General features: G+C 72.0%; 17 protein-coding genes. 10 read left to right on the top strand and 7 right to left on the bottom strand.

What is annotated here, in order from left to right; genetic code table 11:
- Nucleotides 1–8: 8 nt before the first annotated feature.
- Entirely contained in the window at nucleotides 9–2,045 is a 2,037-nt protein-coding gene (locus ACIRHA_RS01630; RefSeq protein ID WP_403838677.1) for a dipeptide ABC transporter ATP-binding protein, read from the top strand.
- 91 nt (nucleotides 2,046–2,136) lie between these two features.
- Nucleotides 2,137–3,225, top strand: a complete 1,089-nt coding sequence (locus tag ACIRHA_RS01625; protein ID WP_403838675.1) for a WD40/YVTN/BNR-like repeat-containing protein — start codon at nucleotides 2,137–2,139, stop codon at nucleotides 3,223–3,225.
- A gap of 88 nt (nucleotides 3,226–3,313) precedes the next feature.
- On the opposite strand, the gene ACIRHA_RS01620 is transcribed toward ACIRHA_RS01625, so the two are convergent.
- The 5 genes from ACIRHA_RS01620 to ACIRHA_RS01600 are packed head-to-tail and all read right to left on the bottom strand — an operon-like array spanning nucleotide 3,314 to nucleotide 8,868.
- Complete coding sequence (locus ACIRHA_RS01620; protein ID WP_403838673.1) at nucleotides 3,314–4,210, bottom strand: Gfo/Idh/MocA family protein; 897 nt, start codon at nucleotides 4,208–4,210, stop codon at nucleotides 3,314–3,316.
- Nucleotides 4,207–5,472 (bottom strand): ROK family protein, encoded by a 1,266-nt coding sequence (locus ACIRHA_RS01615; protein ID WP_403838671.1) that lies wholly within the window; start codon nucleotides 5,470–5,472, stop codon nucleotides 4,207–4,209. Before ACIRHA_RS01615 ends, ACIRHA_RS01620 begins: the two co-directional genes overlap by 4 nt.
- Nucleotides 5,473–5,512: 40 nt before the next feature.
- Nucleotides 5,513–6,379: a carbohydrate ABC transporter permease gene (locus ACIRHA_RS01610; protein WP_403842049.1), complete on the bottom strand. Its 867-nt coding sequence runs from the start codon at nucleotides 6,377–6,379 to the stop codon at nucleotides 5,513–5,515.
- A gap of 32 nt (nucleotides 6,380–6,411) precedes the next feature.
- Nucleotides 6,412–7,431, bottom strand: coding sequence for a carbohydrate ABC transporter permease (locus ACIRHA_RS01605; RefSeq protein ID WP_403838669.1), 1,020 nt, complete (start codon nucleotides 7,429–7,431; stop codon nucleotides 6,412–6,414).
- A gap of 30 nt (nucleotides 7,432–7,461) precedes the next feature.
- The gene (locus ACIRHA_RS01600) at nucleotides 7,462–8,868 is read right to left on the bottom strand and encodes an ABC transporter substrate-binding protein (RefSeq protein WP_403838667.1); all 1,407 of its coding nucleotides are present in this window, start codon (nucleotides 8,866–8,868) and stop codon (nucleotides 7,462–7,464) included.
- 131 nt (nucleotides 8,869–8,999) lie between these two features.
- On the opposite strand from ACIRHA_RS01600, the gene ACIRHA_RS01595 reads away from it, so the two are divergent.
- From ACIRHA_RS01595 to ACIRHA_RS01560, 8 genes are all read left to right on the top strand, one after another.
- Nucleotides 9,000–10,046: a zinc-binding alcohol dehydrogenase gene (locus ACIRHA_RS01595; protein ID WP_403838665.1), complete on the top strand. Its 1,047-nt coding sequence runs from the start codon at nucleotides 9,000–9,002 to the stop codon at nucleotides 10,044–10,046.
- A gap of 15 nt (nucleotides 10,047–10,061) precedes the next feature.
- Entirely contained in the window at nucleotides 10,062–10,862 is an 801-nt protein-coding gene (locus ACIRHA_RS01590; protein ID WP_403838663.1) for a TIM barrel protein, read from the top strand.
- Nucleotides 10,859–12,232: an MGH1-like glycoside hydrolase domain-containing protein gene (locus tag ACIRHA_RS01585; protein ID WP_403838661.1), complete on the top strand. Its 1,374-nt coding sequence runs from the start codon at nucleotides 10,859–10,861 to the stop codon at nucleotides 12,230–12,232. The genes ACIRHA_RS01590 and ACIRHA_RS01585 overlap by 4 nt, the downstream gene beginning before the upstream one ends.
- A complete protein-coding gene (locus ACIRHA_RS01580) occupies nucleotides 12,229–14,118 on the top strand; it encodes a glycogen debranching N-terminal domain-containing protein (protein ID WP_403838659.1) in 1,890 nt (629 codons plus the stop codon). The genes ACIRHA_RS01585 and ACIRHA_RS01580 overlap by 4 nt, the downstream gene beginning before the upstream one ends.
- A gap of 48 nt (nucleotides 14,119–14,166) precedes the next feature.
- Nucleotides 14,167–14,844: a uracil-DNA glycosylase gene (locus ACIRHA_RS01575; protein WP_403838657.1), complete on the top strand. Its 678-nt coding sequence runs from the start codon at nucleotides 14,167–14,169 to the stop codon at nucleotides 14,842–14,844.
- Entirely contained in the window at nucleotides 14,841–15,809 is a 969-nt protein-coding gene (locus tag ACIRHA_RS01570; RefSeq protein WP_403838655.1) for an N-acetylglucosamine kinase, read from the top strand. Before ACIRHA_RS01575 ends, ACIRHA_RS01570 begins: the two co-directional genes overlap by 4 nt.
- Nucleotides 15,810–15,961: 152 nt before the next feature.
- Complete coding sequence (locus ACIRHA_RS01565) at nucleotides 15,962–16,897, top strand: sirohydrochlorin chelatase (RefSeq protein ID WP_403838653.1); 936 nt, start codon at nucleotides 15,962–15,964, stop codon at nucleotides 16,895–16,897.
- 204 nt (nucleotides 16,898–17,101) lie between these two features.
- Nucleotides 17,102–17,752: a class I SAM-dependent methyltransferase gene (locus ACIRHA_RS01560; RefSeq protein ID WP_403838651.1), complete on the top strand. Its 651-nt coding sequence runs from the start codon at nucleotides 17,102–17,104 to the stop codon at nucleotides 17,750–17,752.
- Nucleotides 17,753–17,767: 15 nt separating this feature from the next.
- Here ACIRHA_RS01560 and ACIRHA_RS01555 read toward each other — a convergent pair whose 3' ends face one another.
- Both ACIRHA_RS01555 and ACIRHA_RS01550 read right to left on the bottom strand, forming a co-directional pair.
- Nucleotides 17,768–18,808, bottom strand: a complete 1,041-nt coding sequence (locus ACIRHA_RS01555) for a lactonase family protein (protein WP_403838649.1) — start codon at nucleotides 18,806–18,808, stop codon at nucleotides 17,768–17,770.
- A 61-nt stretch (nucleotides 18,809–18,869) separates the two neighbouring features.
- Nucleotides 18,870–20,219, bottom strand: coding sequence for a nitric oxide synthase oxygenase (locus ACIRHA_RS01550; protein WP_403838647.1), 1,350 nt, complete (start codon nucleotides 20,217–20,219; stop codon nucleotides 18,870–18,872).
- Nucleotides 20,220–20,428 lie beyond the last annotated feature (209 nt).

The following is a 20,428-nucleotide window of genomic DNA, read 5'->3' as shown; positions in this document are numbered from 1 at the left end:
AAGCTGACATGACCGAGCCTCTGCTCAGGATCGAAGACCTGCGCGTCGACATCTCCACGCGCGACCGCACCGTCCACGCCCTCGACGGGGTCTCCCTCGAACTGGCGCCGGGGGAAGCACTCGGCATCGTCGGCGAGTCCGGCTGCGGAAAGACCATGACGGCGCTCAGCGTCCTCGGTCTGCTGCCGTCCGGCGGCGAGGTGACCGGCGGACGCATCATGTTCGAGGGAAAGGACCTGGCGGCGGCGCCCGCGCCGGTCCTCCAGGACGTACGCGGCAACACCATCGGCATGGTGTTCCAGGACCCGCTGACCTCCCTGAACCCGACGATGACGATCGGCGCGCAGGTCGCGGAACCGCTGCTGCTGCACCGTGACGTGTCCAAGAGGGAGGCGTGGGCGCGCGCCGAGGAGACGCTGCGCCTGGTCGGCATGCCGCAGCCCGCCGAGCGGATGAAGGCGTATCCGCACCAGCTGTCCGGCGGCATGCGCCAGCGCGTGGCCATCGCCATGGCGCTGGTCTGCGAGCCGAAGCTGCTCATCGCTGACGAGCCGACGACCGCGCTCGACGTGACGACGCAGCACCAGATCCTCGAACTCATCGACGGTCTGCGCGAGCGGCTCGGCATGGCGATGATCCTGGTCACGCACGACCTCGGCGTCATCGCGAACCGGGTCGACAAGGTGGCCGTGATGTACGCGGGCCAGGTGGCGGAGCAGTCCGATGTACGGGGCCTGTTCGGCCGCCCGCGGCACCGCTACACGGAGGCGCTGTTCGCGGCGCTGCCCGAGCGCGCGGCGGACAACGAGACGGAGTTGCACACCATCCCCGGCCTGCCGCCGAGCCTGACGGTGCGGCCCACGGGGTGCCGGTTCGCGCCGCGCTGCCTGTTCGCGACGGACGACTGCCGGACGCTTGAGCCGTTCCTCGAGGAGGACGAGGTGCAGGGCGCGGACCACCGGTTCGCGTGCTTCCACCCGGTGCCGACGGCGGTGGACGCCGCCGATTCGGGTGAGGTGGTGGCGCCCGCGCCGATCCCTCCGCAGGACGCACCGGCCTCCGACGTACTCGTCGAACTCGACGCGCTGGTCAAGGAGTTCCCGCTCAAGGGCGGCCCGTTCTCGCGCAGCAAGGGCACGGTCAGCGCGGTCGGCGGCGTATCGCTGAGCATCCGCAAGGGCGAGACGTTCGGCATGGTCGGCGAGTCGGGCTGCGGCAAGACGACGCTCGGCCGGATCGTGGCGGGCCTGGAGGAGCCGACGGCGGGATCCGTACGTTTCGGGGGCAGGGACCGTGCTTCGTTGTCCCGCGCGGAACGCCGGGCGCACCGCCGCGACGTGCAGCTGATGTTCCAGGACTCGACGGCGGCGATGGACCCGCGGATGCGGGTCGGCGAGATCCTGCGCGAGCCGCTCGTCATCCAGGGCGTCGGCGACAAGGCCGAGCAGGAGAAGCTGATCGGCGAACTCCTCGACGCGGTGGGTCTTCCGCGCGGCGCGGTGCACCGCTACCCGCACGAGTTCTCCGGCGGCCAGCGCCAACGCCTGGGCCTCGCACGGGCGTTGACGCTCTCCCCCGACCTGGTGGTGGCGGACGAACCGGTGTCGGCGCTCGACGTGTCGGTCCAGGCGCAGATCCTGAACCTGATGCGGGAGCTGCAGCGCGAACGCGGCCTCACCTACCTGTTCATCTCGCACGACCTGGCGGTGATCCGCTACCTCGCGGACACGGTCGGGGTGATGTACCTGGGCAAGCTGGTGGAGGTGGGCCCTGCCGAGCAGGTCTACAACCATCCGCTGCACCCGTACACGCGGGGCCTGCTGGACACGGTGAACGTGCCCGATCCGGACGCGGCCGCCGTGGGCACCCCGCTGACGGGCGAGACCCCGTCGGCGGCGAAGCCCCCGTCGGGCTGCCGGTTCCGCACGCGGTGCCCCGTCGCGCAGGACGTCTGCGCGACGACGGAGCCGCCGGTCTCGACGCCGGACTCGGCGGGTCACCGGGTGGCGTGCCACTTCCCGCTGGCGGTGCCGACACCGGCCTGACCTGCGGCGATGACCTATGCGGGGGCCGTTGTCAGTGGTGGGGTGCAGACTGACCGATACCTGGAAACAACGACGTTTCGAAAGGTTCGGCATGACTGACGTACTCCTGGCGGTAGGCACCCGTAAGGGCCTCTTCCTGGGCCGCAAGCGCGACGGCGGCCCGTTCGAGTTCGACGAGAGCCCGTACTTCAACGCGCAGGCGGTGTACTCGGTCGCCATCGATACCCGCGGAGAGCGACCGCGGCTCCTCGCGGGCGGCGACAGCGCGCACTACGGCCCGTCCGTCTTCCACTCGGACGACCTGGGCCGCACGTGGACCGAGCCGTCCAAGCCGGCCGTCAAGTTCCCGGAGTTCACGGGGACTTCCCTGGAGCGGGTGTGGCAACTGCACCCCGCGGCCGCCGAACCCGACGTGGTGTACGCGGGCACGGAACCGGCGGCGCTGTACCGCTCGGAGGACCGGGGCGAGACGTTCGAACTGTGCCGGCCGCTGTGGGAGCACCCCACGCGTTCGCAGTGGGTACCGGGCGGCGGCGGAGAGGGCCTGCACACCATCCTGACGGACGAGCGGGACCCCGGCGCGGTGACGGTGGCCGTCTCCACGGCGGGGGTCTTCCGCACGGCGGACGGCGGGGAGAGCTGGGACCCGGCGAACTCCGGGGTGGCCGCGGTCTTCCTGCCCGACCCGAACCCCGAGTTCGGCCAGTGCGTCCACAAGGTGACGCGGGACGCCGCCGACCCCGACCGCCTCTACCTCCAGAACCACTGGGGCGTGTACCGCAGCGACGACGGCGGCGGAAAGTGGCTCGACATCGGCGAGGGCCTCCCCTCGACCTTCGGCTTCGCCGCTGCCGCGCACCCGCACCGCGGCGACACGGCGTACATCTTCCCCATCACCGCGGACATCGACCGCGTCCCGGCCGACCACCGATGTCGCGTCTACCGCACGCAGGACGCCGGCACGACCTGGGAACCCCTCACCCACGGCCTCCCGGCGGACGACCACTACGGCACGGTGCTGCGCGACGCCCTGTGCACGGACGACAACGACCCGGCGGGCGTCTACTTCGGCAACCGCAACGGCGAGGTGTTCGCGTCCCCCGACGACGGCGACACCTGGAAGCAGGTGGCGTCGCATCTGCCGGATGTGCTGTGTGTGCGGGCGGCTGTGGTGGGGTGAGGGTGACCTGGGGTTGCGGTTGCGGGGCTCTGCCCCGGGCCCCGCTGCTCAAGCGCCGCAGGGGCTTGAATGGCCCGCACCTCGTTGCTCAATCGCCGCAGGGGCTTGAGATGTGCAGCAGTCGCTGAAGCCTCAGGCCCCTATGTGCGTCCAGTTCGCCGGACCGTCCCCTCCGTACCGCCTGCGCGAACTCGTGGCGCAGGATCGGCCAGCATTCCTCGTGGTCGATCTCGGACGTGTCGTAGATGAGCTCCGGGCCCGGGCCGAAGAGTTCGACTCGGGTGAGGGCGCGGGGGCGGGAGACGCGGCCCGACAGGGACGCCTGGCTCACCGCGCCGTTCTCGTGTTCGCAGGTCAGTTCCAGCCAGCGGCGGGAGTCGCCTGTGGCGCGGATCGACGCGATCGGGCCGACCGCCGCGTCGAGGAGGTCGAGGAGGTGGGGGCCCAGGTCGTAGAGCGCGCCGTGTTCCAGGCGCCAGGACGTGGCGAAGTCGCCGCCCAGGAAGGCGCCGTGGAGGTAGCAGGAGCGGGCGCCTGTCACCTCGGTGCGGCGCGCCTGCTCGATGAAGTGGCGCGTCGTGGGGTGGTAGCGCTTCGTCAGGACGAGTTGGGAGACGACGCCCGCCTCGTCGATCGCGTCCACCAGGCGTTCGGCCGAGGACAGGTCCAAAGCCAAGGGCTTCTCCAGGAGCAAGGCCTTGCCGGCCTTCGCCGCTCTCGGCGCCAACTCCGCCTGCACGGACGGCGGTACGGCGAAGGCGACCGCCTCGCAGTGGTCGAGGAGTTCGTCGAAGCTCGCCGCGACGACCGCGCCATAGGGTTCGGCCGTCGCGCGGGCCGCGTCCGTCCGGCGGGCCCAGACCGCGGTCAGGCGCGTCTCGGGGCCCGCGGCGAGCATGCGGGCGTGCATGGTGCGGGCCCAGGGCCCGGCGCCGACGAGTGCGACCCGGACGGGGTCGTGGGGCCATGCGGCGGTGTCTGTCACGGGGTTCCTTGCGGTTCTTCTCGTGCGTTGTCGGAATGCGCGTCCTCGGACGCGGCGAGCGCGCGCAGGCGGGCGTCCGCGCGTTCGGGGGCGTAGAGGACGTCGACAACCATGGCCGCCGCGCCGATCAGGCCCGCGTGGTCGCCGAGCCGGGAGGTGACGACGTCGAGGTGGGCGGTGGTGCGCGGCATCGCGCGCTGGTAGAGGAGTTCGCGGACACCGGTGAGGAAGGGGATGCTCGCGAGGTCGCCGGCGAGCACCAGGACGCCGGGGTTGAGGAGGGTCACCACCGTGGCCAGGACCTCGCCGGCGCGCTGGCCCGCTTCGCGGGCGAGGCGGACCGCGTCGGGGTGCCCCTGTTCCAGGAGGGCCTTGACGTCGGCACCGGTGGCGACCGCCATACCCTGGTGGGAGAGGTCCCTGGCGAGCGCGCGGCCGCTGGCCACCGCCGCCAGGCAGCCGTAGGACCCGCACATGCACAAGGCATCGGGCTTGTCGTGGAGACGGATGTGGCCGATGTCGCCGGCCCCGCCGTCGATGCCGCGGAAGATCTCGTTGTTGACGACGACGCCCGCGCCGATGCCCGTGGACACCTTGATGAGGACGAAGGCGGCGCAGTCGGGGTGGCCCGCCTGGTGTTCGGCCAGGGCCATCAGGTTGGCGTCGTTGTCGACGAAGACGGGGATCGTCCGGCCGCTCCTCGTGTCTTCCATCGAGGCGCCGACATGTTCGGCGTACGCCTCCCGCATCCGCTCCCTGATCGGGAAGCGGTCCCAGCCCGGCATGATCGGCGGCTGGACGACCTGTCCCGTCTCCCAGTCCACCGGGCCCGGCACCGACAGGCCGATGCCGCAGACCCGCTCGGCCGGGGTGGCGGAGGCGGCGAGCAACTCCGGGAAGCAGCCCGCCAGTCGGTCGAGCACCCGGTCCGGGCCGTCGCCGATGTCGAGGTCGACGGTCCGCTCCGCGAGGAGCGTGCCCCCGAGGTCGAGCACAGCCACGCGCGCGGACCGGGTCTCCAGGTCCACCGCGAGGACGGCCGCGTGAGCGGGGTCGAAGGCGATGCGGTGCGAGGGTCGCCCGCCGGTGGATGTGCCGGTGTCCTGGCGCAGCCAGCCCGCCCGGTCGAGTTCGTCGAGGCGGAACCCGACCGTGGAGCGGGACAGGCCGGTCGCGCGTTGCAGCTCGGCGCGGGTGTTGGCCCGGCCGCCGCGGATCAGTTGCAGCAGTCGGCCCGCGCTCGCCGGGCTCGGCGTGCTCATTGTCTTCTTCCCCCTGGTCAATGGAGTCGTTTCTCCCCGGTCAGCTCTTGTCCGCGCCGGCGGTGAGACCCTCGGTCAGCAGGCGTTCCGCGGCGAAGAACAGGATTACCACGGGGATGGTCAGCACCACGGACCCGGCCATCAGCACCGTCTTCGAGACCTCGATGCCGTTGGACAGCTGGGCGAGGCCGAGCGACACCGTCCACTTGTCGGGGTCGGCGGCCAGGAAGAGGAGCGCGAAGAGGAATTCGTTCCACGCGATCATCAGCACGTAGAGGCCCGTCGCCATGAGGGACGGCAGAGCGAGCGGGAGGATGATCTTCCGGACCGTCTGCAGTCGGCTGCAGCCGTCGAGCGCCGCCGCCTCCTCGATCGAGTACGGGATGGTGACCAGGTAGTTCTTGAGCATGTAGATCGCGACGGGCACGGTCTGCGCCACGTAGACGATCGCCAGACCGACCAGGCTCGACGACAGGCCGATCTTCGCGAACATCACGAACAGCGGGACCGCGAGCAGCGTCGACGGAAACATGTAGACCGCGAGGAACAGGGCGCTGACCTGGCGGTTGCCGAAGAACTTGAGGCGGCTGATCGCGTACGCGCCGGGGACCGCCGCGAGCAGCGTCAGAGCGACCGTGCCGAGCGACACCAGAGCCGAATTACGCAGAAGCTGGAGGAAGCCCTGCCCGCCGTCGTCGGTGGAGCGCAGCACCTCGGTGTACGTGTCGAGGGTGAACTGCTTGGCCGACACCCACAGCGATCCGGGGTCGAGCAGCAGCGCGTCGATCGGCTTCACCGACAACAGCAGCATGTAGTAGAAGGGCACGATCGTGATCAGCGCGAGGAACGCGATGACCACCCACCGTGCGACGCCGAAGAACCGCTCCTCGAACTGCGCGCGCGTCATGGCCCGCTTGCCGGGACCCGTATGCGTGCTGGTCACGACTCCTCCTGGACCTTGTTGCCGAAGAACTTGAAGTACAGGCCCAGCAGGACCATGAGGACGACGGCCAGGACGAGGGCCTGGGCGGCCGCGGCGCCGACGTCGTAGCGCGAGGTCAGGAAGTCGTAGACGCGCACGGCCGCGACATCGGTGCCCGCGCCGCCGCCGGTCAGCAGGTAGACGTCGTCGAACTTGTTGAACGTCATGATGAAGCGCAGCACGCACAGCAGCGCGATCACGGGCATGAGCTGCGGCAGCATGACGTGCCGGAAACGCTGCGTGGGCGTGGCTCCGTCGACCATCGCGGCTTCCTCCAGGCCGTCCGGGACCGCCTGGAGGCGGGCGAGGATGAAGAGGAAGGCGAAGGGGAAGTAGCGCCAGCACTCGAAGGCGATCACGGTGAGCAGCGCGAGCGGGATGTCGAAGTGCAGGCCCAGGACATGGACTTCGTACGCGCGCGTGGACAGGAACGCGATCGGGTCGTCCCAGCCGAAGAGCTTCTGCCCCCACTCGTTGACGATGCCGTACTGCGGGCTGAGCGCGACCTCCCACACGAACGCGACGGCCACGACCGGCGCCACGTACGGCAACAGCATCGCGGCGCGCAGCAGGCCGCGCCCCCGGAAGGGCTTGCGCAGGGCGAGCGCGGCGACCAGGCCGAGGGCGACGGAGCCGAAGGTGGCGCCGACGGTGTAGAGGAGCGTGGTGCCGAGGCTGGACCAGAAGCCGGCGGAGTCGAAGACCTGCGAGAAGTTGCGCAGGCTCCAGTTGCCGAACAGGCCCATGCCTTGGATGTCGACGAGCTTGGCGCGCTGGAAGGCGAGCAGCACCGTCCACAGGATCGGCAGCACCACGACGACGAGGACGACGAGGAAGGTGGGGCTGACGAAGGCGAGGCCCGCGCGGTTGGTGCGGCGGCTCGCGGTCATGGGCCTGCGGGGTCGGCGGCCGGGCGGGGTCGGTGATCCGTCCGGTGGGTTGTGGCGCTGCGTCGCGCCGGTGGTGGCGGTAGTCATGGCGAGGCTTTCGTGGGTCCGGCGGAGGGGCTACTGCAGGGACTTCTTCAGGGCGGCGACCTCTTCCTCGGCCTCGCGCGAGGCCTCGCGGGGTGAGGTCTGGCCCGCGGTCATGGCGCCGATGGCCTTCGGGACCGGCAGTTCGCCGTTGGTGGCGCCGACCAGTGCGCCCTCGCCCTGCTCGATGCCCCAGCGGCGCAGATCGCCGATGCCGGCGGCCAGTTGGTCGAGGAGCTGAGGCGAGTAGACCTCGTCGAGGGGCTTGCGCTCGCCGACGCCGATCTTGCTGTGCCGCCAGGCGGCCATGTACTTCTCGGGCTCGGCGGCGGTGCCCCTGCGGACCGGGATCTTGCCCTCGGGGGCCTGTCCGAACCAGGACTCGTAGCCGCTGCCCATCATGTACTCGATGAACTCGCGGGAGGCGTCGGTCTCCGCGGTCTTGGTGGTGACCCAGGACGTGATCTCGCCGAACTGCGCGGCCTTGTTCGCCTTCGCGCCCTTGAGCGCGGTGACGATGCCGGTGTTGTCGGCGAGGAACTGCTTGTCCTTGCCGCCGCACTGGGGACAGCTGGGCAGGGCGTCCTTGCGCAGGCCCGCCAGCTCGTCGAGGAGGAACGAGGACCAGATCATCATCGACGAACGGCCCGCGAAGTAGGTGGCGCGCGTCGAGTCGACGGTCTGCGTGCCGGGGGCGCCGTACTCGCGCGCCAACTGGTCGTAGGTGTGGAACGCCTTGACGCACTGCGGGGAGTCGAGGGTGACCTTGCCGTGGCCGTCGACGAGCTGGCAGTCGTTGGCAAGCGCGAGGCTCTCGAAGCTCTGCGAGGTGAAGACGTCCGAGGGGTCGGTGGCGGCGGAGACGCCGTCGTGCCCCTTGGTGGTGAGCTTCTTGGCGGCCTTCACGAGCTTGCTGTACGTGTCCGGCTTCTGGAGGCCCGCCTTGGCGAAGTCGTCCTTGCGGTAGACGAGGAGCTGCAGCCAGGCGTCGGAGGGGACGCCGAGGCTGACCTTGCCGTCGCTGGTGAGCTTGAGCGCGTTCTTGTCGAACGTCCCCCGGCCCAGCTTCTCGACGATCTGCCGGGGTATGTCCGTGTTGAGCAGGCCGTTGCTGTACATCTGCCAGGTCTGGCCCATGGGGGCGGCGCCGATCACGTCGGGCAGCCGGCCGGACGCCGCCGCGGACATGATGAGCTGGGGCATCTGCCCCTCGTCGACGCCGACGAGATGCACCTTGACGCCGGTCTTCTTCTCGAAGCCGTCGATGATCTTCTGCGTCGCCGCGACGCGGTCCGGGAGGTTCTCCTGGGACCACACGGTGATCTCACGGTCCGGTGTGCCCGGCCCCGTGCTGCTGGAGCAGCCGGTGAGCAGTCCTATGCCCAAGGCTGCCGTGGCGCCGACCGCGATCGCCCTCGACCGCCGCGTCCTGGTGCGCATTGCCCGTCCTCATCGCCGACTTACGTCTATCAAGCACGCATCTCAGCACTACTTTTGCCTGTTGACAAGACATAAGTTGCGGATATCGTCGACTCAACCAACAGGCACACCACCCTTATTCGGAGCTGTCCGTGGAACGCGTCGTTCAATTCACAGGTCCCCGCCAGGTGGAGGTGGCCGAGCACGAGAGCCTGGAGCTGCCGCCGGGCCACCTGCGCGTCCACACCCGCTACTCGGGCATTTCGGCCGGCACGGAGCTGACCGCCTACCGCGGCACGAACCCCTATCTGACCCGAACCTGGGACGCCGAGGCCCGGCTCTTCCGCGACGACGAGGCCGGCATCTCGTACCCGGTCGTCGGCTGGGGCTACTCCGAGGTCGGCGAAGTCACCGAGGTCTCCCCCGAGTTGGCCGGCACGCCGGGCATGCCCGAGGTCGGCGACCTCGTGTGGGGCATCTGGGGCCACCGCAGCGAGGGCATCGTCCCGGCCGAGCGCATGATCGGCCACACCCTCCCGGCGGGCCTCGAACCCCTCTCCGGAGCCTTCGCCCGGGTCGGCGCCATCGCGTACAACGCGATCCTGGCCGGTGGGATCAACCTCGGCGAGGACGTCGCCGTGTTCGGCCAGGGCGTCATCGGCCTGATCGCCACCCGCCTCGCCCAGCTCAGCGGCGCCCGTGTCACCGCGGTCGACGCGATGGACGCCCGCCTGGAGTCGGCGAAGAAGTACGGCGCCCACGCCACGCTCAACGCCCGCACGGACGCGGTCGCCGAGCGCATCCGCGAGGCCACCGGGGGCCGCGGCACCGATCTCGCCATCGAGATCAGCGGCGTCTACCCGGCGCTGCACCAGGCCGTGCGCTCGGTGACCGTCGGCGGCCGCGTCGTCGCCTCCGGGTTCTACCAGGGCGACGGCATGGGCCTGCGGCTCGGCGACGAGTTCCACCACAACCGGGTGGAGATCGTCTGCTCGCAGATCGGCGGCGTGCCGGGACCGCTGTCCGGTCGCTGGACCGTCGAGCGCCTCCAGCAGACGTTCCTGCGGCTCGTCGCCGAGGGACAGGTGGACGTGGAGTCCCTCGTCAGCCATGTCGTCCCGGTCGCGGACGCGGCCGAGGCCTACGTGCTGCTCGACGAACGCCCCGCCGACGCCCTCCAGGTCGTCCTGGAATTCTGAGAGGTACCTCGAAACATGCTGAAGATCGCTGCCCAGGAACAGCTGCTGCCCGGCGAGAGCCTCCAGCACAAGTGGGAATTCGCGCAGGGCGCCGGGTACGACGCCATCGAGCTGCGTGCCAAGGGCGACCTGCACTTCGCCTCCCGGCTCCCGGAGTTGAAGCAGGCGCTCAAGGACGGCGTGGTCATGCCGACCGTGTGCGTCGACATGCTGCACTTCTTCGGAGCCTTCGACGACGGGCTGCGCCGCGACGCGATCGTCCAGATGAAGTCGCAGCTGTCCGTCATCGCCGAGATCGGCGGGCTCGGCGCGCAGACACCGGCCTCGTACGGGATGTTCTCGCGCCGGCTCCCGCCGTTCGAGCCGCCGCGCTCCGAGGAGCGGGACCGCGAGATCCTGCTCGAAGGGCTCACCGAGCTCGGCGAGCACGCGTCCGCCGAGGGCGTCACGCTCTACCTCGAACCCCTCAACCGGTACGAGGACCACATGGTCAACCGCCTTGAGCAGGCCGCCGAGCTGATCAAGGAGGTCGGTCTCGATTCGGTCCGGATCGGCATCGACAGCTACCACATGAACATCGAGGAGTCCGACCCCGCGCAGGCGATCCTCACCCACGCCCCTTACATCGGGCACGCCCAGGTCTCGGACTCCAACCGCTTCCAGCCGGGCGCGGGGCACCTCGACTGGCAGGCCTGGCTGGGCGCCCTGCACATCGCAGGGTACGAGGGGTACCTCGCGGCCGAGTGCCGGCTGACCGGTGATCCGGTCGAGGCGGTCCGTTCCGTGCCCGCGTTCCTCAAGGGGTCCGGCGCGTGACCGCTCTCCTCGACCGGCCCGCCCGCACCGCCGCCGCGGACCTGACCCTGCGGCGCGGTGCGGGCCGGGTCCTCCTCGACAACTGGGTGGGCACCAGCACGGTGCCGTCCCGAACTCTCTATCCGCACCAGTGGAGTTGGGACTCCGCGTTCATCGCGATCGGCCTGCGGCATCTGTCCGCGCGCCGGGCGCAGCGCGAGCTGGAGTCGCTGCTCGGGGCGCAGTGGGGCGACGGGCGTGTCCCGCACATCGTGTTCAACGCGGCGGTGCCGAACGGGGCGTACTTCCCGAGCCCCGACTTCTGGCGCTCGTCCACGGCGGGCGCCGGGGTGGGCGCCGGGGTGGGCGCCGGGGTGGGCGCGCCCCTCTCGCCCGAGACGTCGGGCATCGTCCAGCCGCCCGTGCACGCGCTGGCCGCCTGGCTCGTGCACCGGGCCGACCCGGCCGAGTCGCGCCGCCGCGGTTTCCTTGCCCGGGTGTATCCGCGCCTCGTGGCCTGGCACCGCTACCTCATCGACCGGCGCGATCTGGGCGGCGGTGGCCTCGCGGCGATCGTGCACCCGTGGGAGCCGGGCATGGACAACAGCCCTTGCTGGGACGCCCCGTTGGCCCGCGTCACCCCGGCGGACCCCGGCAGCTACCGGCGCGCCGACCTCGACCACGGCCACCCGGCGGACCGCCCGACCGACCTCGACTACGGCCGCTATGTGCGGCTCGCCGTCGACTACCGCGACGCGGGGTACGACGACCGTGCGGCCGAACACCCCTTCCGCCTCGAAGACCCGTGCGTGAACGCCCTGTTGATCGCGAGTGAGTTGGCGCTCGCCGAGATCGCGGGGTGCCTGGGCGGCGACGCCGCCGCCCACGAGGCGCGGGCCGCGCAGCTCACCGACGCGCTCGTGACACGTCTGTGGGACGAGTCGGCCGGCCTGTTCCGGGCCCGCGACCTGGTCGACGACGCGTTCGTGCCGGCCCGCAGTGTGGCGGGCCTCGTTCCGCTGCTCGCGCCCGGTCTGCCCGAGGCGGTCGTGGACCGTCTGGTGTCGACGCTGGACGGCCCGGCCTTCCACGCCGACTCCACGGCTCTCGTGCCGAGTTACGACCTGACGGGCCCGGCCTTCGACGCGACCCGGTACTGGCGGGGCCCGGCCTGGTTCAACACCGCGTGGCTCATCGAGCGCGGGCTTCGCACCCAGGGCCGGCACCTCCACGCCGACCGGATCCGCGCCGCGTTCCTCGACACGGCGGGCGCTTCCGACTTCGCGGAGTACGTCGACCCGACCACGGGCGCGGCGCGCGGCGCCCGCTCGTTCTCGTGGACGGCCGCGCTCGCCCTCGACCTGCTGAACTCCGAGGAGGCAGCCCGATGAGCGGCGCCGTCCCACGCACGCAACTCGTGCGCGACGCCACGTTCGCGCACGTCGATCCGGACGGCGGTGTCACTGGTACGCGCGGGGCCACGCCGGACGGGTTGTTCGTGCGCGACGCCCGACACCTGAGCGGCTGGCAGCTCGCCGTCGACGGCACCACGCCCGCCGTGCTCTCCCCCGTCGGGTCGGCCGGGGAGTGCGTACTCACCCCGGAAGGGACCCGCGACGCGCCACCCGCGTACACCGTGTTCCGCCAACAGGCCGTCGCGGCAGGCGAGTTCACGGACACCCTGACGCTGGTCAGCAACAGCCCGGATCCGCTCGTCGCCGAGGTCGTCATCACCGCGGACGCCGACTTCGCCGACACCTTCGAGCTGCGCGCGGACGAGCGCGACTACCCCAAGCCCGGCGCGGAGCACACGGCTCACCGCACGGACACGGGCGTGCAGTTCGACTACCGCCGGGCCGACTGGCACTCCCGCACCACCGTCTCCGCGTCCCCCGCGCCCGACTCCGTGCGCGGCGAAGGGCCGTACGAGCTGATGTGGCGGCTGAGTCTGGCGCCGCACGGCCGGGCCGAACTGCGGCTGAACGTCGCGGCGCAGCCGCACGGCGGGCCGCAGCTCGCGGCCTACCGTGTCCATGGCGGCGAGGCCGAACTCGTCCACGTAGCAGATGACTTGGACAGGGCGTGCGCGCAAGGGCTCGCGGATCTGGACCTGTTGACGATCTCCGCTCCCGGCGTGGACGGTGAACCCGTCAGCATTCCGGCGGCCGGTGTGCCGTGGTTCCTCACCCTGTTCGGCCGGGACTCGCTGCTCACCTCGTACTTCATGCTCCCCTACCGTCCCGCCCTCGCGGCCGGCACGCTGAGCGCGCTCGCCGCCACGCAGGGACGGGAGTACGACGGGTTCCGCGGCGAGCAGCCCGGCCGCATCGTGCACGAGACGCGGCGCGGCGAGCTCGCCCACTTCGGGCAGGTGCCGTACGGGCGTTACTACGGGACGATCGACGCGACGCCGCTGTTTCTGGTGCTGCTGCACGCCCACTACGAGGCGACGAAGGACACGGCGCTCGCCGTTCGCCTGGAAGCGCACGCCCGCTCCGCCGTCGACTGGATGCTCGGCGACGGCGGCCTGCGCGAGCACGGATATCTCGTGTACGAGCCGGACCCGAACGGTCTCGTCAACCAGAACTGGAAGGACTCCGCCGGCGCCATCTGCTTCAAGGACGGCACCCAGGCAGAGGGCCCCATCGCCGTGTCCGAGGCCCAGGGCTACGCGTACGACGCGCTGCGCCGCACGGCCCGCCTCGCCGCGGAAGTGTGGCAGGACGGCGCGTACGCACGGGAGTTGGACCGGCTGGCCGACGGGCTGCGGACGCGCTTCGCACGTGACTTCTGGCTGGCCGAGGACGATTTCCCGGCGCTCGCCCTCGACGGGGAGGGCCGCCAGGTCGACGCGCTCGCCTCGGACGCCGGGCATCTGCTGTGGTCGGGCATCCTCGACGAGGACCGCGCGCGACGCGTGGGAACGCGCCTCCTTGAGCCGGACTTCTTCTCCGGCTGGGCGATCCGCACGCTCGCCGCGGACCAACGCCCCTACCACCCGCTGTCGTACCACCGCGGCAGCGCCTGGCCGCACGACAACGCCGTCATCGCGCTCGGCCTCGCCCGCTACGGGCTCGGCGACGAGCTGCGCCGGATGGCGTCCGGGCTGATCGACGCGGCGGCCGGGCACGGCCACCGGCTCCCCGAGGTGCTCGGCGGCTACGCGCGCACCGACGCCGCCCGCCCGGTCCCCTACCCGCACTCCTGCTCCCCGCAGGCGTGGGCGGCCGCGACACCGTGGGCGTTGCGCACCGCCCTTACCACGGTGGGTGGTTGACGGCGGCCGGTTGAGGTGAGGTGCCGGGGCGGCAGTAGGGTGACGCCCGTGGCACCACGACCTCTGCATGAAATCGTCGAAGCGGGCTGGGCGAAGGCCCTCGAGCCCGTGGCCGGGCAGATCTCCGCGATGGGGGAATTCCTCCGCGCGGAGATCGGCGCCGGGCGCACCTACCTCCCGGCGGGCGCCAACGTGCTGCGCGCCTTCCAGCAGCCGTTCGACGACGTGCGGGTGCTGATCGTCGGGCAGGATCCCTATCCGACGCCGGGGCACGCTGTCGGCTTGTCGTTCTCCGTGGCTCCGGACGTACGCCCCCTGCCGCCCAGCCTCATCAACATCTACCGCGAGATGAACGCGGACCTGGGCCTGCCGCAGCCCTCGAACGGGGACCTGACCCCGTGGGCGCGGCAGGGTGTGCTGCTCCTCAACCGGTCGCTCACGGTGGCTCCCCGCCGCCCGGCCTCGCACCGCGACAAGGGCTGGGAGCAGGTCACCGAGCAGGCGATCCGCGCCCTCGCCGCGCGCGGGACACCGCTCGTGTCGATCCTGTGGGGCCGTGACGCGCGCAATCTGCGGCCGCTGCTCAGCGACTATCCGGCGGTCGAGTCCTCGCACCCCTCCCCCATGTCGGCGGACCGCGGCTTCTTCGGCTCCCGCCCGTTCAGCCGGGCCAACGACCTCCTCGAACGCCAGGGCGCGCAGCCCGTCGACTGGCGGCTGCCGTGACCCGGACGCCGGCCGAGTGGGTGCTCGGGGTGGACTCGGGCGGCTCGGGGCTCCGGGCCGCTCTCGCACCCGTCGACGACATCGGGCACGCACTGACCAGCGCTTCGTCCGTACCTGTACGTACGTCGGGATCCGGCATCGACCCCGGGCACATGGTGGAACAACTGGTGCCGATGGCGTGGGAGTTGGTGGGCCGGGCCGGGGATGTCACGGTGTCCGCCGTCGCGTTGGGTGCCGCCGGGATGGCGACGCTCGGTGACGGGCTGCGGGCCGAGCTTCCGGGAGCGCTCGCGCGTGAACTGGGTGTCCTGCGGCTCGCGTTGGCCGCCGACGGTGTCACCGCGTACGCGGGTGCGCTCGGGCAGCGGCGCGGCGTGGTCGTCGCCGCGGGCACCGGGCTGATCGCACTCGGCACCGACCTCGCGAGCTGGCGGCGGGCCGACGGGTGGGGCCACCTGCTCGGCGACTGCGGCGGCGGCGCGTGGATCGGACAGGCCGGGCTCGACGCCGCGATGCGGGCCTTCGACGGGCGGCGCGGCGGGAGCAAGGCGCTGCTCGCGCTCGCCGAGGAACGCTTCGGGCCCGCCGTCGAACTGCCGGGCCGGATCTACCCGCGCGCCGACCGCCCGGCGGCGCTCGCCGCGTTCGCCCCGGACGTGGCCGACTGCGCCGCCGAGGACCCCGCCGCCGCCGGCGTCCTGCGCCGGGCCGCCGCCCATATCGCCGAGGCCGCCGCGGCGGTCTGCCCGGTCGACGGCGGTGACATCGCTCTCACCGGCGGCCTTTTCAAGATGGGCGAGCCGCTGCTCGGCCCGCTCCGGGAAGAGCTGGCCGAGCAGCTTCCGCAGGCCACGGTCGTGACCGCCGCCGGCGACCCGCTGCACGGGTCTCTCGTGCTCGCCTCCGCCCTCGCCGCGGACGGACTCCGGCTGCCGCTCGACCGACGCCTGCTGAATGTGCCGTAATTCACTTCGAATGCCCCGCCGAATCTCCCGCACACCCCTCCGGACCAGGACACTTGCAGGATTCGTAACTGAAAGGACAATCTCGGACGGAAACCGCTCACCTGCACCCTGACCGAACAACAAGGCCGGTCGAGCCAGTAGCATGCGGCGCCATGAGCACCCCCACTGGGCCCGCATCCGGCCTGCCCGTACGAATGCCGCGACCCCGACAGCCCGGACGCCACCGTCGTCCGGAACCCGTGGCCGCCCCCGAGGGCGCGCCGTCTCTTGTGCTCGCGGTGCCCGGCACGCCCAGCGCCGCGACGCGCATGCTCGCCGACGAGGTGGTGAGCATCGCCCGTTCCGAGCTGCCCGGTCTGGACGCGCGGGTCGGCTTCGTGGAGGGTGAGCTCACCGACTTCCCGATCTCGGCGGAGTTCCCCTCGCTTGCGTCCGTGCTCGCGCACGCCGCGAAGGAGCGCACCGCCCGCTACGAGCAGTCGCTCGCCGCCGGTGTCGAGGCGCAGGAGCCGGCCGGGCCCGTCGGGGTCGTCGTGCCGCTGCTCGCGGGCCCGGACAACGCCCAGCTGCGGCAGATCCGGCAGGCCATCGCCGACAGCCGGGTCGCCGCGGAGCTCACCGATGTGCTCGGCCCGCACCCGCTGCTCGCGGAGGCGCTGCACGTGCGGCTCTCGGAGGCCGGCCTGGCCCGTGCCGACCGCGCCCGCCTCTTCGCCGTGACCACGGCCGCGGACGGGATCATCCTCGCCTCCATAGGTGGCGAGGAGGCGGTGCAGGCCGCCGGGATCACCGGCATGCTGCTCGCCGCGCGGCTCGCCGTGCCGGTGATGGCCGCGGCGCTCGACGAGGAGGGGGCGGTCGCCGCCACCGCCGAGCAGCTGCGCGGCTCCGGTTCGCAGCAGCTGGCGCTCGCGCCGTATCTCGTCGGTCCCGAGCTCGACCCGACCGTGCTCGAGGCTGCCGCCAAGGATGCGGGGTGTGCCGTCGCGGAGCCGCTGGGGGCGTATCCGGCGATGGGGAAGCTCGCGCTCGCCAAGTACGCGACGGCGCTGGGGATCACGCCGCAGCCGGTTGCCTCCGGCGGCTGAGCGGTTGGGGGTCGGGGTCCGGGGCGGTGTCCCGGGCCCCGTTTTTTTGTTGGTTGCGGCGGATGTTGATCGTCCTCAATCGCCGGACGGGCTTGATAGTTGTTCCCCGGGCGGGCTTGATGGCTGTTCCCCGGGCGGGGTCGATGGCTGGGGTTGGTGGGTGAACGGCTGACGAGGGTGATCTTTGGCCGTTACGGTCGGGGGATGAGCCTCGACGACGCCCTGGAGACGGAACAGCTGGCTTACTACCGGGCGCGGGCGCCCGAGTACGACCGGCCCTATTCGGAACGGGCGGACTTGCAGGAGTTGTTGCGGGTCAGCGCCGAGTGGCCCGTCGGCGGGGACGTGCTGGAGCTGGCCTGTGGGACCGGGCAGTGGACCGCGCTGTTCGCGCCTCGCGCCACGTCCGTGACGGCCGTCGACGCCTCGGAGGAAGTGCTCGCGATCGCACGGGACCGGGTCCGCGCGCCCCACGTCCGCTTCGAGCAGGCCGATCTGTTCGACTGGCGACCCTCGCGGCGCTACGACACCGTCTTCTTCGGTTTCTGGCTGTCGCACGTGCCGCCGGCCCGGATGCCGGGGTTCTGGAACACCGTCGCCGCCTCGCTCGCGCCGGGCGGCAAGGTGGTCTTCGTCGACGACGGCCCGCCCATGGCCGCGAACGAGGAGCTGCTGACGGGCGAGGCATCCCCGGCGGCGGTGCGCGAACTCGACGACGGCAGCCGGTACCGCATCGTGAAGATCTTCCACGAGACCGAGGCGCTCACCGGCGACCTGGCCGCCCTCGGGTGGGCGGCGGACGTGCGGCCCGCGGCGCGCAACTACCTCGTGGGTGTGGCCGAACCGGCCGTCTAGAGCCTGTCGTTCGGATCAGCCGAACACCACGCAGGACGGTGCAGGGACGGGCGCGCTGCCGCCCCGCACCGGTACCCCGGACTCCCGGTCGACCGTGAACCACGTGACGTCGCCCGAGCGCTCGTTCGCGGCGTAGAGGAAGCGGCCGGACGGGTCGAGGGCCAGGTCACGGGGCCAGTTGCCGCCGCAGGGGACGGTGCCGTGGAGGGTCGGCCGCTCGCCGCTCGGGTCGAGGGCGAAGAGGGAGATCACGTCGGCGCCGCGCGTCGCCGTCCACAGGAAGCGGCCGTCGGGGGCGACGACGAGCGCCGAGGGGTACGCGTCGTCGGCCGGTGCGCCCGTCAGGACCGGGATCTCCGTGAGCGGCTTGAGGGCGCCGTCCGCGGCGTTCCAGGCGCAGACCGTCAGCGTGGGGGCGAGTTCGTTGAGGACGTACACGTAGTCGCCCGACGGGTGGAAGGCCAGGTGGCGGGGGCCCGAGCCGGGACGCAGGGCCGTTTCCTCGTGCGGCAGGAGGCCGCTGCCGCCGGGGTTCTTCGTGTACGTGCGGACGGAGTCCGTGCCCAGGTCGACCGCGAGGGCGAAGGCGCCGGTGGGGTCCGGCAGGATCTGGTGGGCGTGCGGGGCCTGCTGGCGCTGCGGGTGCGGACCCGAGCCCGTGTGCCGGTGCACCTCGACCCCGGACTCGACCGGGACGCCGTCGCCGCGCACCGGGACCGAACTGACGCTGCCGGAACCGTAGTTGGCCGTCAGCACCTGCCCGCCCCACACCGACAGATGAGTAGGACCCTCGCCATCCACCGCCACCGGCGGCGCGGCGGGCGTCAGCGGCTCCGAGTCCGTGCGGAACACGGCCACCGCCCCGTCGGCCGTCTCGCTCACCGCGTACAACAGGCCGCCACGGACCGTCAGATACGAGGGGTCGGGCAGCTCGTCCGTGGCGTCGAGGAGTGTGAGCGAGCCGTCCTTCGGGTCGGGCGCCGCGGTCACGATGCCGCGCCCGCCGGCCGCCGTGAACGATCCGATGTACGCCCGCCCTGCCTGACTCCCGGTCACTGCGTCCCCTTTCGGCGTACGGGCCCGGCGCCCGTGCCGCCGACGGTAGCAGCGCAGGAGGTCAGAGCAGGTCCCGCGAGGGCCTCGCGGGTCGTTGTGCGCCGGGGTCCTCGCCGCGGGCGCGGGTGTGGGCGTCGGGGTGGTGGACGTAGGCGGGGGTGCTCGGTTCGTCGTCGTACGTGCGGTGGAAGACCGGGGTCGTCGAGCCCGAGAGCGGCGGGACGATCCAGGACCAGTCGGCGCCGACGGCGCGCCCGCGGGACTCCTCGCGGGCGACGTGGGTGAGGAAGCGCCGGGACTCGGTGTGGTGGTCGGCCATGGTGACGCCCGCGCTGTCGAAGGAGTGCAGGACGGAGCGGTTCAGCTCGACGAGTGCGCGGTCCTTCCAGAGCGAGCGGTCGCTGGTGGTGTCGAGCCCGAGGCGGTCGGCGAGATAGGGCAGCAGGTTGTAGCGGTCGGTGTCGGCGAGGTTGCGGGCGCCTATCTCCGTGCCCATGTACCAGCCGTTGAAGGGCGCGGCGCCGTAGCAGACGCCGCCGATCTCCAGGCACATGTTGGCGAGCGCGGGGACCGCGTGCCAGCGCAGCCCCAGGCCCGACCACCAGTCGAACTCCGGGTGCCGCAAGGGGACTTCGAGGACCGCGTCGGCGGGGAGGTCGAAGCAGCGGGGCTGCTCGCGCGCGTCGGCCTGGACGAGCAGCGGCAGGACGTCGAAGGGGCTGCCCTCGCCGCCGCGCCAGCCCAGGCGGCGGGCGTACGCGGTGAGTCCGGTGCCGCGCGGGTCTCCGACCACGTGGCCGTCGCGCTGGATGTAGCCGGCGTAGCGGATGAGTTGTTCGTTCCAGATGCGGGGGCCGGGGTGGTCAGGACGGTCGGGGGCGAAGACCGTGATGAGCGGGCGGATCCGGCCGCCGGGGGCCGCCTCGCGCAGGTGGTCGACGCAGGCCGCGGCGATCTCCTCCGCGGTGGTGAGGTGCCTCAGGTCGCGTACGCGCAGGGACTGCCAGTAGAGGCGTCCTATGCAGCGGTTGGCGTTGCGCCAGGCGACGCGGGCGCCGAAGACGAGTTCCTGCGGGGTGTGCGTGTACGTGCCCGTGACCGCGAGCTCGGCGTCGACCTCGGCGAGGCGGGCGGCCGGGTCGCCGAGGGCCTCCTCCGCGTGGTGCTGGCGGACGAATGCGGCCGCGGCGTACGCGACTTCGCCGGTTCCGGGTGCGGTGACGGGCCGGGGGCGGGCGCCTTCGGAGGTGACCGGGCAGCGGTCGTGGCGGGGCGGTTGGGCGGTGTGCCGGTTCGGGGCGAGGGCCAGCCAGCCGGCGGCGTCCGCCGCGCCCGGCGCGTTCGTCGCGCCCCTCGCGTTCGTCGCGTCCTCTGCGGCTCGTGTTCCGTTCCGGCGCAGGTTGCTACGCATGGTGCACCCCCAGCGGCTGGTCGTCGGCGCGCGGCCCGCTCCCGCACGGGCGTGCGCCATGGACGTTCGATGGCGCGGGGTCTACCCGTCGGGTGAACTGATCCACCCTGTATGTGCCCCGGACACGTGCCTCAAACGGTGGGGCGGTGTCCACGCCGCTGCGAGACAACCACACCTACGCGCCGCTGGGAGACCGGTTACGCACCCCC

The organism is Streptomyces sp. NPDC102360, assembly GCF_044766085.1.
Classification (GTDB): domain Bacteria; phylum Actinomycetota; class Actinomycetes; order Streptomycetales; family Streptomycetaceae; genus Streptomyces.
The sequence above is the reverse complement of the archived record's forward strand: the minus strand, read 5'-3'. Positions and strand labels throughout refer to the sequence as shown.